At 68.8% G+C, this 13,050-nt stretch carries 12 protein-coding genes; 11 read left to right on the top strand and 1 reads right to left on the bottom strand.

Annotated elements, in window-relative coordinates:
• Positions 1-35 precede the first annotated feature (35 nt).
• The 11 genes from CMO28_RS25870 to CMO28_RS25820 all read left to right on the top strand — a co-directional run bounded on the left by CMO28_RS25870 (position 36) and on the right by CMO28_RS25820 (position 12,603).
• Positions 36-836 (top strand): FAD binding domain-containing protein, encoded by an 801-nt coding sequence (locus tag CMO28_RS25870; RefSeq protein ID WP_062770689.1) that lies wholly within the window; start codon positions 36-38, stop codon positions 834-836.
• A gap of 169 nt (positions 837-1,005) precedes the next feature.
• Entirely contained in the window at positions 1,006-1,968 is a 963-nt protein-coding gene (locus CMO28_RS25865) for an AAA family ATPase (RefSeq protein WP_296719175.1), read from the top strand.
• The gene (locus tag CMO28_RS25860) at positions 1,965-3,224 is read left to right on the top strand and encodes a vWA domain-containing protein (RefSeq protein ID WP_296719172.1); all 1,260 of its coding nucleotides are present in this window, start codon (positions 1,965-1,967) and stop codon (positions 3,222-3,224) included. The genes CMO28_RS25865 and CMO28_RS25860 overlap by 4 nt, the downstream gene beginning before the upstream one ends.
• Positions 3,225-3,229: 5 nt before the next feature.
• Positions 3,230-3,568: an XdhC family protein gene (locus CMO28_RS25855; RefSeq protein WP_296719169.1), complete on the top strand. Its 339-nt coding sequence runs from the start codon at positions 3,230-3,232 to the stop codon at positions 3,566-3,568.
• A 16-nt stretch (positions 3,569-3,584) separates the two neighbouring features.
• Positions 3,585-4,316: an XdhC family protein gene (locus tag CMO28_RS25850; RefSeq protein ID WP_296719165.1), complete on the top strand. Its 732-nt coding sequence runs from the start codon at positions 3,585-3,587 to the stop codon at positions 4,314-4,316.
• 57 nt (positions 4,317-4,373) lie between these two features.
• Positions 4,374-6,065, top strand: a complete 1,692-nt coding sequence (locus CMO28_RS25845) for a molybdopterin-binding/glycosyltransferase family 2 protein (RefSeq protein ID WP_296719163.1) — start codon at positions 4,374-4,376, stop codon at positions 6,063-6,065.
• Between the two features lie 107 nt (positions 6,066-6,172).
• Complete coding sequence (locus CMO28_RS25840) at positions 6,173-7,030, top strand: class I SAM-dependent methyltransferase (protein ID WP_296719160.1); 858 nt, start codon at positions 6,173-6,175, stop codon at positions 7,028-7,030.
• Positions 7,031-7,139: 109 nt separating this feature from the next.
• Positions 7,140-7,439: a GIY-YIG nuclease family protein gene (locus CMO28_RS25835; protein ID WP_296719158.1), complete on the top strand. Its 300-nt coding sequence runs from the start codon at positions 7,140-7,142 to the stop codon at positions 7,437-7,439.
• 243 nt (positions 7,440-7,682) lie between these two features.
• Positions 7,683-8,240: a PadR family transcriptional regulator gene (locus CMO28_RS25830; protein WP_296719155.1), complete on the top strand. Its 558-nt coding sequence runs from the start codon at positions 7,683-7,685 to the stop codon at positions 8,238-8,240.
• Positions 8,237-9,463, top strand: a complete 1,227-nt coding sequence (locus tag CMO28_RS25825) for an efflux RND transporter periplasmic adaptor subunit (protein WP_296719152.1) — start codon at positions 8,237-8,239, stop codon at positions 9,461-9,463. The genes CMO28_RS25830 and CMO28_RS25825 overlap by 4 nt, the downstream gene beginning before the upstream one ends.
• A complete protein-coding gene (locus CMO28_RS25820; RefSeq protein ID WP_296719150.1) occupies positions 9,460-12,603 on the top strand; it encodes an efflux RND transporter permease subunit in 3,144 nt (1,047 codons plus the stop codon). The genes CMO28_RS25825 and CMO28_RS25820 overlap by 4 nt, the downstream gene beginning before the upstream one ends.
• Before the next feature lie 37 nt (positions 12,604-12,640).
• Here CMO28_RS25820 and CMO28_RS25815 read toward each other — a convergent pair whose 3' ends face one another.
• A complete protein-coding gene (locus CMO28_RS25815) occupies positions 12,641-13,000 on the bottom strand; it encodes a winged helix-turn-helix transcriptional regulator (protein ID WP_296719147.1) in 360 nt (119 codons plus the stop codon).
• Between the last annotated feature and the right edge of the window lie 50 nt (positions 13,001-13,050).

Here is a 13,050-nt window from a genome sequence, read left to right as displayed (position 1 = left end):
CGGGTCGCCGGGACGTCATCGGGGAAGACACCGATATGTACGCATTCGAATATCACCGTCCCTCGTCGGTCGCCGACGCCGCCCAGGCGCTGGGTGCCAACGAGGACGCCAAGCTGGTGGCGGGGGGCATGACCCTGCTGCCGACCATGAAACAGCGTCTGGCGGCACCGTCGGACATCATCGACCTGAACGGCATCGCCGAGCTGGCCGGCATCAGCCGCGACGGCGACACCCTGGTCATCGGCGCCATGACCCGCCATGCCGCCGTCGGCCGCTCCGACGAGGTGAAGGCGGCGATCCCGGCGCTGGCGCATCTGGCCTCGCATATCGGCGATGCCCAGGTCCGCAACCGCGGCACCATCGGCGGCTCGCTGGCCAACAACGACCCGGCGGCCGATTATCCGGCGGCAGCGCTGGCGCTCGGCGCCGACATCGTCACCGACCAGCGCAGCATCCCGGCGGACGACTATTTCGTCGGCATGTTCGAAACCGCGCTGGAACCGGCCGAGATCATCCGCGAGGTCCGCTTCCCGATCCCCGAGAAGGCCGGCTATGTGAAGTTCCCGAATCCGGCCTCGCGCTACGCCCTGGTCGGCGTGTTCGTGGCCCGGGCGAAGGACGGCTCGGTCCGCGTCGCGGTCACCGGCGCCGGTCCCTCGGTCTTCCGGGTGGAGGCGATGGAAGCCGCCCTTGCCGCCGATTTCCGCCCCGAAGCGCTGGACGGCATCACAGTGCCGGCCGACGGGCTGAATTCGGACATGCATGCCGGTGCCGAATATCGCGCCCATCTGATCGGCGTGATCGCAAAGCGCGCGGTGGCGGCCGCCCTCGGCTGAGCCGGGCGGCTCCACGGCCCGCCGTGATGGATGCGGGCCAGGGCGGGTGCGGGCGCGGATCACGTGCCCGCACCGCCGTCTTCGCATGTCGTGACGGCTTGCCTGCGGCTGTCCCGCGCGCCAGATTTACGATGCATGCCGATCCATTCCATCCCTCGAGGAGCCGGTCTTGACGCTCTTCCCCTCCCCCGTCCCGCTGCCTGCCTCGGTCGCCGACACGCTGGCCCTGCTCGATCAGGGCGATTATGTGGCCGACGAGGCGCTCGCGACGGTGCTGTTCCTGGCCATGCGTCTCGGCCGGCCGCTGCTGCTTGAAGGCGAGGCCGGCGTCGGCAAGACCGAAATCGCCAAGGTGCTGGCCAAAACCCTCGGCCGGCGGCTGATCCGCCTGCAATGCTATGAAGGCCTGGATCAGGCCCAGGCGCTCTACGACTGGAACTATGCCCGCCAGATGCTGGAAATCCGGCTGGCCGAAGCCTCGGGCGAGGCGGGAGAGGCCGGCGCGCGCGAGCGCCTGTCGGAGGATCTGTTCTCGGAACGCTTCCTGCTCCGCCGCCCGCTGCTGGATGCGATCAGCCCTGACCCTGCCGGCGCGCCGGTGCTGCTGATCGACGAGATCGACCGCGCCGACGAGCCCTTCGAGGCCTTTCTGCTGGAGCTTCTGGCCGATTTCCAGGTCACCATCCCCGAGATCGGCACCATTCGTGCCGAGACCCCGCCGATCGTGATCGTGACCTCGAACCGGACGCGCGAGATCCATGATGCGCTGAAGCGCCGCTGCCTCTATCGCTGGATCGACTATCCGGATGCCGCGCGGGAAGTGGCGATCATCCGCCGCAAGACGCCCGCGGTCGCCGAGGCGATGGCCGCCCAGATCGTCGGCTTCGTGCAGCGGCTGCGCGCCCAGGATCTGTTCAAGGCACCGGGCGTGGCCGAAACCCTCGACTGGGCCAATGCCCTGGTCCAGCTGGATGCCGTCGACCTCGACCCCGGCCTGATCGACGGCAGCATGGGCGTGCTGCTGAAATACCAGGACGACATCGCCCGCATGACCGGCGCCGAAACCGCCCGCCTGCTGGCCGAGACCCGCGCCGACATGGCGGCGCGCAGCCATGAGACGAGACCGGCTTGATTCAGGACGGCACCAGCGGCCGCCTGCCGGCCAATATCGGCCGCTTCGCGCGGCTGCTGCGCCGGGCCGGCATCGCCATCGGTCCGGGCGACGTGCTGGTCGCGGCCGCGGCGGTGGCCGCCGTCGACATGGCCTCGCGCACCCAGGTGCATGCGGCGCTCAAGGCGACGCTGGTCAAGCGGCGGGAGCATCTGCCGCTGTTCGAACAGGCTTTCGACGTGTTCTGGCGCGATCCGCAGCTGCGCGAGCGCCTGCTGTCGCTGCTGCTGCCGCAGGTGGAAAGCGAGCGCACCCCCGACGGCCGCAAACTGGCCCGCCGTCTGGCCGATGCCTTTGCCGGCGATGCTCCGCCGCCGCCCCCGCCGCCGGAAGAGAAGCTGCGCGAAGAGACCCGGATCGATGCCAGCCTGACCTGGGATGCGACCGAGCGGCTGAAGACCCGCGACTTCGAACAGATGAGCGCCGACGAGGCGGCCGAGGCGCGCCGGGCGATCCGCCTGCTGCGCACCCGCCTGCCCGAACGGCCGGTCCGGCGGCTGAAGGCCGCGCCGCGCGGCCCGCGCATCGATCTGCGCCGCAGCCTGCGCGGCCAGATCCGCACCGGCGGCGAGGCGGTGACGCTGGCCCGCCGCCACCATCGCCGCGCCCGGCCGCCGCTGGTCGCGATCGTCGACGTCTCGGGCTCGATGGATGCCTATGCCCGGATGATGCTGCATCTGCTGCACGCGATGATGCAGGATGCCGGGCAGCGGGTGAGCGTGTTTCTGTTCGGCACCAGGTTGAGCGAGGTGACCCGCGAACTGGCGCGCCGCGACCCGGACGAGGCGCTGGAGGCGATCGGGCGCAAGGTGAAGGACTGGTCGGGCGGCACCCGGATCGGGCCGGCGCTTGCCGCCTTCAACCGCCGCTACGCCCGCCGGGTGCTGACCCGCAATGCCGTGGTGCTGCTGGTGACCGACGGGCTGGACCGGGCCGAAGACGACAGTCTGAGCCGGGCGGTAGAGCGGCTGGCGCATCTGACCCCGCGGCTGATCTGGCTGAACCCGCTGCTGCGCTTCGACGGCTTTCAGCCGGCGGCGCGTGGCGTGCGGGCGATTTTGCCTCATGTCCACGAGTTCCGGGCGGTGCATAATCTCACCGGGCTCGAAGCGCTCGCAGCCGCGCTCACCCGGACGAAGGCCGAGGCGGATCCGCGGCTTGAAGCCTGGCGGCGTGGCCTGCGGACCGACGATGCCGCCGTTCCGATCAGGAGGTGACAGAGATGACCACCAGATCAGATACCGCCACCGGCGACGACGTTCTGGGTGCCGCACTCGACTGGCGCGGCCAGGGTGTGGGCGTGGCGCTCGCCACCGTCGTCTCCACCTGGGGCAGCGCGCCGCGCCTGCCCGGATCGCAGATGGCGGTGGCGGCCGACGGCCGGTTCGCCGGCTCGGTCTCGGGCGGCTGCGTGGAAGGTGCGGTGATCGAGGCGGCCCAGGCCTGCATCGCGGGTGCCCCGCCGAAGCTGATGGATTTTTCGGTCGGCGACGATCAGGCCTGGGCAGTCGGCCTCGCCTGCGGTGGCCGGCTGGAAGTCTGGGTCGAACGGCTGGATTGACGGGAGCGGCAGCCTGATGGACGCGACACTGATCCGCCGCATCGCCGAAGACCGCGCCGCACGCCGTGGCGTGGCGCTGGTCACCGCCCTGGATGATGCCGCAACCACCGCCCTGGTGGCGACCGACGGCGGCGACATGGGCGCCGCCCTGCCGGCGCCCGTACGCGATGCCGCGCTTGACGCGATCCGCCAGGACCAGGCGACCAATGTCGAGGCCGAGGGCCGGCGCTGGTTCGTGAACGTCTTCGCGCCCCGCCCGCGGCTGATCGTGATCGGCGCGGTGCATATCGCCCAGGCGCTGGCGCCCATGGCGGCGGCGGTCGGTTATGACATGGTCGTGGTCGATCCGCGCGGGGCCTTCCTGACGCCCGACCGCTTCCCCGGCGTCACCGCCCGCATCGCCTGGCCCGAGGATGTGCTGCCCGAGATCGGCCTCGACCCGGCTTCGGCCCTGCTGGCGCTGACCCATGACCCGAAGCTCGACGATCCGGCCCTGACGCTCGCCCTCGACGCGCCGCTGTTCTATATCGGCGCGCTGGGCAGCACCCGCACCCATGCAAAACGCGTCGCCCGGCTGGAAGAGGCCGGGTTCGATGCCGGCCGCATCACCCGCATCCATGCGCCCATAGGCCTCGCCATCGGCGCGCGCACGGCGCCGGAAATCGCCCTCTCGATCCTGTCGGAAGTGGTGGCCGTCCGCCGCCTCGGCAGTGCCGAGGCGCTGCGGCGGCGGCCGCCCAAGGGCTGATGTCCGGGCCTTTCACCCCATCCCGTCCCCCCTCCAGCATGTGAACCGATCGCCCCCATGGATTTCTCCGAACATCCGCTCGACGACGCAGACGGCGTTCTGCTGGCCCACGCGATCGCGGTCGAAGGCCGCGTGCTGAAGAAGGGGCACCGGCTGGATCCGGAGACCATCGAGCTGATCCGCAAAGAGGGCCGCACATCCGTGCTCGGCGCCCGTCTGGGGGCCGATGACGTGCACGAGGACGAAGCGGCGCGCCTGGTCGCCCAGGCGGTGGCCGGGCCCAATGCCCGCATCGCCCGGGCCTTCACCGGCCGGGTCAATCTCTATGCCGCCACCCGCGGCCTCTGCCGGATCGACGAGGCACTGGTGAAGGCGATCAACCGGGTCGACGAGGCCATCACCATCGCGACACTCGCCGACGACACCGCCTGCGAAAGCGGCGAAATGCTGGCGACGATCAAGATCATCCCCTTCGCGGCCCCCAAGGCCGCCCTCGACCGGGTGCTGGCGGTGATTGCGAAGGCCGGCCGGCCGGCGATCCGCATCGCCCCCTGGCAGGTGATCCACGCCGCCCTGATCCTGACCGAACTGCCGCATCTGAAGCAGTCGATCTATGAAGAGACCGCCCGCGCCATCGGCAGCCGACTGATGCATCTGGGCGCGCGCACCCCGGTGATCGAACGCGTGCCCCACGACCGCACCCGGCTTGCCCGGGCGCTGGCCGATATCGCGCGGGAGCCGATGGATCTGATCGTCGTGGCCGGCGCCTCGGCGATCGTCGACCGCGCCGATGTGATCCCGGCGGCGCTGACCGATATCGGCGGCACCATCGTGCGCCTGGGCATGCCGGTCGATCCCGGCAATCTGCTGATGCTGGGCCGGCTGGCCGGCCGGCCGGTGATCGGCGCGCCGGGCTGTGCCCGCAGCCCGAAGATCAACGGCTTCGACCGTGTGCTGCAGCGCGCGGCTGCGGGTGAGGCGATCGAGGCGCTGGACATCGCCGATTTCGGCGTCGGCGGCCTGCTGAAGGAAGTGGGCGAACGCCCGCTGCCGCGCGCCGCCGCCTCGCCCGGGCCACGGCGCGGCGCGCCCAAATCGGTGCGCAACGTCGCCTCGGTGGTGCTGGCCGCCGGCCGCGGCACCCGCATGGGCGGGCCGGTGAACAAGCTGGTGCGCGAGATCATGGGCAAGCCGCTGATCGGCCATGTGCTTGATGCTGCCCTCGAAAGCCGGCTGAGGGCGCTCACCGTCGTCACCAACACCGATCCCTCGGTGCGCCTTGCGATCGGCGGCCGGCCGGTGCCGGTGGTGGTGAATGAAGAGCCGGAAGCCGGCATGTCGCGCTCGCTCGCGATCGGCCTCGCCGACGTGCCCGATGGGGCCGAGGCGGCGCTGGTGCTGCTCGCCGACATGCCCGGCATCACGCCCCGCCATATCGACATGCTGATCGATGCCTATGACCCGGACGAGGGCCGGCTGATCGTGGTGCCGGTCTGGCAGGGCAAGCGCGGCAATCCGGTGCTGTTCGACCGCCGCTTCTTCACCGAGATGATGGCCCAGACCGGCGATCGCGGCGCCCGCGACGTGATCCGCGCCCACGAGGACGTGGTGGTCGAGGTGGACATGCCCGATGCCGCCTGCCTGGGCGATATCGACACGCCCGAGGCGCTGGCAGCCGCCGAAGCCGCCGCCCGTGCCCAGGGCCTGCCGCCGGCGAGCGGCGCGCCCCTTCCCGCCGCAGGCGGGTGATCTCTGGTATAATCCCGCCGCATCCCTGATAGCGAGGCCGGCCAACCGGCCCGAGAGACCTGTCCCATTTCCGAGAGACCTGTCCCATTTCCCGAGGAACACGCCCCGTGACCACCCTTCCCCCCCATGCCGAACGCACCCGCCAGCAGAGCGATCTCTGGTCGTCGAAGGCCCGGACCTGGAGCCGCTGGGCCCGGCCGCTCGAGGCGATGGCGACCCGCTTCAACGAGATCCTGACCGAGGCGGCGGGCGTCACCCCCGGCGCACGGGTGCTGGATCTGGCGGGCGGTGCCGGGGAGCCGGCGATGACGCTGGCCCGCAAGGTGGGTGACGACGGTTTCGTGGTCTCGACCGATCTGGTGCCGGCCATGCTGCCCACCATCCGCGAGCGCGGCCGGGAAGCCGGGCTTGGCGGCGTGCTGACGGTCGCCGCCGCAGACATGGAACATCTGCCCTTCGCCCCGGCCAGTTTCGATGCCGTGGTCAGCCGCTTCGGCGTGATGTTCGCCCCCCACACCCAGGCGGTCGCCGACGGCATCCGCCGGGTGCTGCGCCCGGGCGGCCGCACCGCGCTGATGATCTGGACCACGCGTGAAGCCAGCACCATGCTGGAGGTGCTGGGCACCGCGGTCGAAGCCGAACTTGGCGTGGAGCCCGCCCATCCGGACGCCCTCGGCCCCTTCCGTTTCGGCAGCTGCACCCGCCTGCCCGACGCGCTGACCCGCGCCGGCCTGACCGGGGTTACCGCCGAAACCCACGTCTTCTCGCCACGCCCGCGCCTCGCCGACGATTTCTGGCGCCCGCAGCTGGATATGAGCTGGGGCCACCGCCTGGACGCCCGCCCCGAGGCCCGCCCGGCCATCGAAACCCGCATCCGCACCGCCTTCGCCGCCCTCGCCGATGCCGAAGGCCGGGTGCCGCTCCGGGCCGAGATGCGGGTGGTGTCGGGGGTGGCGCCGGGGTGAGCCGGCAAATTCATGGCATGGCAAGAAAGGTGGATCCCCGCCTTCGCGGGGATGACGGTTTTATCAGGATAAAGAATGCGCGCCCATCGATCACGCAATGGAGCCTGCCGTGAGTGATCGTCGCCCATGCATCTACATACTTGCCAATGGCCCTAACGGCACCCTGTACATTGGCGTCACGACCAATCTCGCTCGTCGCCTGCATGAACATCGTGACGTGGCGAACGGTTTCGTATCCCGATATGGCATCAGCCAACTGGTCTATGTCGAATTTTATGATCGGATCGAAGATGCCATCCAACGGGAGAGGCGGCTCAAGAAATGGGAACGCGCCTGGAAAATCCGCCTGATCGAGGAGCAGAACCCGTACTGGCGGGATATGTATGATGACCTGGCCGGCGGCACCTGATCCACGCCACGCCCACAGGATTGACGGTATCGCCTTGCTTCAAAAATAAAATGCCGTCATCCCCGCGAAGGCGGGGATCCACCTTTGCAGCCACGTGACGGGTGCCCCCGCCCCGACCGAAATCCCCTCACCTGTGACACATCTCACATAGCGCACCACCGCCCGTCATGGCACAGTGCGGCGGGGTTATATCGGATCGATATCACGGGACGATCCACCAGGGAGACGGGACGGGCCCACGCCATGGACGTGCGGACGTTGTGCCTGGGCGTGCTGACGCTCGGCGAGGCCACGGGTTACGAGATCAAGCAGGTTTTCGAGGGGGCCTTCGCGCATTTCCACGCGGCGGGCTTCGGCTCGATCTATCCCGCCCTGGCCGATCTGGCAGCCGAAGGGCTGGTGACGGTCACCGAGGTGGAGCAGGAAGGCCGGCCCGACAAGAAGATCTACAGGATCACGCCCCAAGGCCTGACCCGCTTCACCGAGGCGCTGTGCCGCACGCGCCCGCGGGAGCGGGTGCGCTCGGAATTCATGATCCAGATGTTCTTCGCCGCCCTGCTGCCGCCGGCGCGGATCGAGGACGCGCTCAAGATCAAGGCCGGGGAATATCGCGAGATCCTGGCCGATCTGGACCGGCGCGAGGCAGAGGCAGAGGGCGAGATCCCGCCCGGGCCGCGTTTCACCCTTGAATTCGGTCGCGCCGTCTATGGCGCCGCCCTCGCCCATGTCGAAACCCGGGGCCCTGCCCTGGTCGAAGCTCTTGCCGCAACCGCCGCCCGGAACGACGGGGATCCTTCATGAACCGCTCCATCCTGCTCGCCCTGATTCTGGCCGCCGCCCTTGGTGCCTGGATGTATACCGGCCGCATCGAATACGGTTTCGACGCTGATGCCGCCACCGATCCGGCGGCGGATGCAGCGGCCGGGACGGCGCCGGCCGCCGGGGAGGCGGCCCCCGCGGCAGCGGCGGAGCCGTTCACGGTCAGGGTGGCCGAACTGACGCTGACCGCCCAGGTCCGGGATCTGGTGGTCAGCGGCCGCACCGAGATGCGCCGGGTGGTGGATGTGGCTGCCGAAAGCGCCGGCCGGGTCATCGAACTGCCCGTCTCCCAGGGCAGCCGGGTCAAGGCCGGTGCCGAGATCGCGAAACTCGACACCCGCGATCTGGAACCTCGGCGCGCCCGCGCCCAGGCCCTGGTCGAACAGCGCCGGGCGGAGCTGAAGGCCGCCTCGTCGCTCAGCGCCAAGGGCTTCCAGACCGAGCTGCGCCTGGCCGAGGCCAAGGCCGAGTTCGAGGCCGCCCGCGCCGAACTCGCCCAGATCGAGCAGCAGATCGACGACACCATCGTCCGTGCGCCCTTTGCCGGCATCGTCGATCGCCGCCATGTCGAAATCGGCGACTATGTCTCGCCCGGCACCCAGGTCGCCCGGGTGCTGGCGCCCGAGCCCTATCTGATCGTCGCCGACATCGCCGAACGCGATATCGGCGCCATCAGGGTGGGCCAGCAGGCCCGCGCCCGGCTGGCCGACGGCAGCCTGGTGACCGGCTCGGTCGCCTATATCAGCCGTCAGGCCGATGCCCAGACCCGCACCTTCCGGGTGGAGATCGAGGTCGGCAATCCCGACGGCCTGCTCCCCGGCGGGGTGACCGCCGAGGTGTCGGTGCCGCTGGATCGCAACCCGGCCGTGCTGCTCACCCCCGCCCTCCTGTCGCTCGACGAGCGCGGCCGGGGGGGTGTCAAGGTGGTGGACGGCGACGACCGGGTCGCCTTCGACGTGGTCTCGATCCTCTCGGCCAGCGATGCCGGGGTCTGGGTCACCGGCCTTGCCGAACATGCGCGCGTGATCGTGGTCGGCCAGGGCTATGTCGCCCCCGGCGACAAGGTCATTGCGGTCGAGGTGCAGCCGCAGGAGCTGCGCGGCCTGGTGCCGCTGCCGCCCGAGGTGGAGCGCATGCTCGACCAGCTCGATCTGTCGGCGGCCGGCGCCACCAAGGCCCCGGCGCGTGAAGGGGCCGGCTCGTGAAGACGCTGATCAATGCCTGTCTTGCACGCAGCCGCACGGTGCTCAGCCTGCTGCTGCTGCTGCTGATCACCGGTTCGGTCGCCTATAACGACATCCCCAAGGAAAGCGACCCCGATGTCGCGATCCCGATCCTCTACATCACCATGCGCCATGACGGCATCTCGCCCGAGGATGCCGAGCGGCTGCTGATCCGCCCGATGGAGCAGGAACTGCGCTCCGTCGAGGGGCTGAAGGAGATGCGCGCCACCGCCGAGGAAGGCTATGCCACGGTGGTGCTGGAATTCGAGGCCGGTTTCGACATCGAAAAGGCCAAGCGCGATGTCCGCGAACAGATGGACATCGCCAAGGCCGACCTGCCCGGCGAGACCGAGGAGCCGGAACTGCACGAGGTCAATGTCGCGCTGTTCCCGATCCTGGTGGTGACGCTGTCGGGCGATGTCGACCAGCGCCTGCTGATCCGCCTCGCCCGCGATCTGCAGGACAAGATCGAGGGCCTCTCGGGCGTTCTCGAGGTCGACATCGCCGGCGATCGCGAGGATCTGGCCGAGATCGTGGTCGATCCGCGCGCGCTCGACAGCTATGGTATTTCGCAGGACGAACTGGTCCAGCTGGTCGGCCGTAACAACCAGCTGGTGCCGGCCGGCGCGCTCGACAGCGAGGCGGGCCGGGTCTCGGTCAAGGTGCCGGGGCTGATCCAGTCGATCGACGACATCCTCGACATGCCGATCAAGGCCATCGACGGCCGGGTCGTCACCTTCCGCGATGTCGCGGTCGGCCAGCGCAGTTTCAAAGACCCCGAATCGCTCGCCCGCGTCGACGGCAAGCCGGCGATCGCGCTGGAGGTGACCAAGCGGATCGGCGTCAACATCATCGACACGATCAACGAGGTCCGCGCGGTCGCCGATGCCGAGGCCGCCCTCTTCCCCGAAGGCGTGAAAATCTCGTACAGCCAGGACAAGTCGCAGCAGATCGAACTGATGCTGTCGGACCTGTCGAGCAATGTGGCGAGCGCGATCATCCTGGTGATGATCGTGGTGCTGGCGGCGCTGGGGCTGCGCTCGTCGATCCTGGTCGGCATCGCCATTCCGGGCTCGTTCCTGACCGGCATCCTGGTGCTGCACGCCATGGGGCTGACGGTCAACATCGTGGTGCTGTTCTCGCTGATCCTGGCCGTGGGCATGCTGGTCGACGGGGCGATCGTGGTCAGCGAATATGCCGACCGCCGCATGCTGGAGGGTGCGCATCGCATCCAGGCCTACCGCGAGGCCTCCACCCGCATGGCCTGGCCGATCATCTCGTCCACCGCCACCACGCTGGCCGCCTTCCTGCCGCTGCTGTTCTGGCCGGGCATCGTCGGCGAGTTCATGAAATTCCTGCCGATCACCCTGATCGTCACGCTGTCCGCCTCGCTCGCCATGGCGCTGATCTTCCTGCCGGTGCTGGGCAGCATCATCGGCAAGCCGGCGAAATCGAGCGGCCGGGTGGTGGAGATGCTGCGCGCGGCCGAAGACGGCGACATCCGCTCGGTCGGCGGGCCCGCCGGGCTTTATGTCCGCACCCTCGACAAGGCCGTCCGCTACCCCTGGGTGGTGGTGGCGATTGCGCTGGTCACGGCGGTGGTCACCCTGCAGGCTTATGGCATGTTCGGCCGCGGCGTCGAATTCTTCCCCTCGGTCGAACCCGACAACGCCCAGGTCCAGGTCCGCGCCCGCGGCAACATGTCGATCTCGGAAAAGGAGACCCTGGTCCGCGAGGTGGAGGCCGAGGTGCTGAAGCTCGACGGCTTCAAAACCGTCTACACCCGCACCGGCACCATCCGCGGCGAGGATCTGCCCGAGGACGTGATCGGCATCATCAATCTGGAATTCGCCGACTGGCGCACCCGTCCGCATGCGAGTGAAATCCTCGAACCCATCCGCCAGCGCCTGAAGCACCATCCGGGCCTGGTGATCGAGGCCCGCGAGGAAGAGGCCGGCCCCCCGGTCGGCAAGGCCATCCAGATCGAACTGGCCAGCCGTTTCCCCGAAACCCTGCCGGGCGCCGTCGACCATGTGCTCGCCGGCATGCACCAAATCGGCGGCATGATCGACATCGCCGACAGCCGGCCGGTGCCGGGCATCGAATGGGAAATGGTCGTCGACCGCGCCCAGGCGAGCCGCTTCGGCGCCGATGTGCTGGGGGTGGGCAATGCCGTGCGTTTCGTGACCCAGGGCGTCAATGTCGGCACCTATCGCCCGGACGACACCGATGACGAGGTCGAAATCCGGGTCCGCTTCCCTGAAATCGACCGCACCGGTGACCGGCTGGACCAGCTGCGCATCCAGACCGCGATGGGTCAGACGCCGATCAGCAATTTCGTCGAACGCCGCGCCGCCCCCACCCAGGGCATCATCAACCGTACCGATGCCCGCCGGGTGATGACAGTGGATGCCGAAGTGCCGGACGGCGTGCTGGCCGACAACAAGGTGCGTGAGATCCGCGCCTGGCTGGCGGCCAACCCGCTCGATCCCAGGGTGGAGGTCAAGTTCAAGGGCCAGGATGAAGAACAGCGCAAGGCCCAGGAATTTCTGAGCCGCGCCTTCGGCATCGCGCTGTTTCTGATCGCCATCGTGCTGGTCACCCAGTTCAACAGCTTCTATCAGACGGCGCTGATCCTCTCGGCGATCGTGTTCTCGTCGCTGGGCGTGCTGATCGGCATGATGGCCACCGCCCAGCCCTTCGGCATCGTGATGGGCGGCATCGGGCTGATCGCGCTGGCCGGTATCGTCGTCAACAACAACATCGTGCTGATCGACACCTATAACGAGATCCGGGGCAAGGGCGTGGATGCCGTGGAAGCGGCACTCCGCACCGGCGCGCAGCGCCTGCGGCCGGTGATGCTGACCACGGTCACCACCATGCTGGGCCTGGTGCCGATGATGCTGTCAATCAATGTCGACATCCCGAACCGGGTGATCGCTGTCGGTGCCCCCTCCACCCAGTGGTGGACGCAGCTGTCCACCGCCATTGTCTATGGCCTGGGCTTCGCCACCCTGCTGACCCTGATCCTGACCCCGTCGATGCTGGTGCTGGGCGACCGGGTCGGCCGCTGGGTGCGGCGGGTGGCCGGCCGGCTGTCGCAGCGAAAGGCAGATGCCTGATACGAGGAGGCACCGACTACGACACGCGATATGTCTGTCAGGCGGTCTTCGCAGCCCCGTCCCGCTTTTGCACGATCATTGCGACCTCGGCAGTGTGACGGGTTCCCCACTCGCATAGCGGCGCGAGGACCTGTGCCAGGCTTCTGCCAAAACCGGTCAGGTCGTATTCGACATGCGGCGGCACCTTCTGGAAATCGATCCGCCGGATGACGCCGTCCTCCGTCAGCTCCTTGAGGTGCTGGATCAGCATTTTTTCGCTCACGCCGGTCACCAGTCTGCGAAGCTCGCCGGTGCGTCTGGGCCCGCCGTCCAGATGATAAACGATCAGCGGTTTCCACTTGCCGCCGAGAATGGCCAGAACCGCTTCCAGGCCGCATTGGAAATTTGTCCCGGTCATTCTGATCTCCTGTTTCTGACACTTACAAAAAGGTCAGTACTGGATCGAGA

The sequence above is a fragment of the Tistrella sp. genome (assembly GCF_002684955.1).
Taxonomy (GTDB): Bacteria; Pseudomonadota; Alphaproteobacteria; order Tistrellales; family Tistrellaceae; genus Tistrella; species Tistrella mobilis.
Note: the sequence above shows the minus strand (reverse complement) of the source record. Positions and strands in the feature narration are given on the sequence as shown.

Bases quoted from the DNA above. Each gene is read 5' to 3' on its own strand.
- CMO28_RS25855 (WP_296719169.1), top strand. From the start codon at position 3,230: ATGACCACCAGATCAGATACCGCCACCGGCGACGACGTTCTGGGTGCC.
- CMO28_RS25830 (WP_296719155.1), top strand. From the start codon at position 7,683: ATGGACGTGCGGACGTTGTGCCTGGGCGTGCTGACGCTCGGCGAGGCC.
- CMO28_RS25815 (WP_296719147.1), bottom strand. From the start codon at position 13,000: ATGACCGGGACAAATTTCCAATGCGGCCTGGAAGCGGTTCTGGCCATT.
- CMO28_RS25850 (WP_296719165.1), top strand. From the start codon at position 3,585: ATGGACGCGACACTGATCCGCCGCATCGCCGAAGACCGCGCCGCACGC.
- CMO28_RS25870 (WP_062770689.1), top strand. From the start codon at position 36: ATGTACGCATTCGAATATCACCGTCCCTCGTCGGTCGCCGACGCCGCC.
- CMO28_RS25825 (WP_296719152.1), top strand. From the start codon at position 8,237: ATGAACCGCTCCATCCTGCTCGCCCTGATTCTGGCCGCCGCCCTTGGT.
- CMO28_RS25845 (WP_296719163.1), top strand. From the start codon at position 4,374: ATGGATTTCTCCGAACATCCGCTCGACGACGCAGACGGCGTTCTGCTG.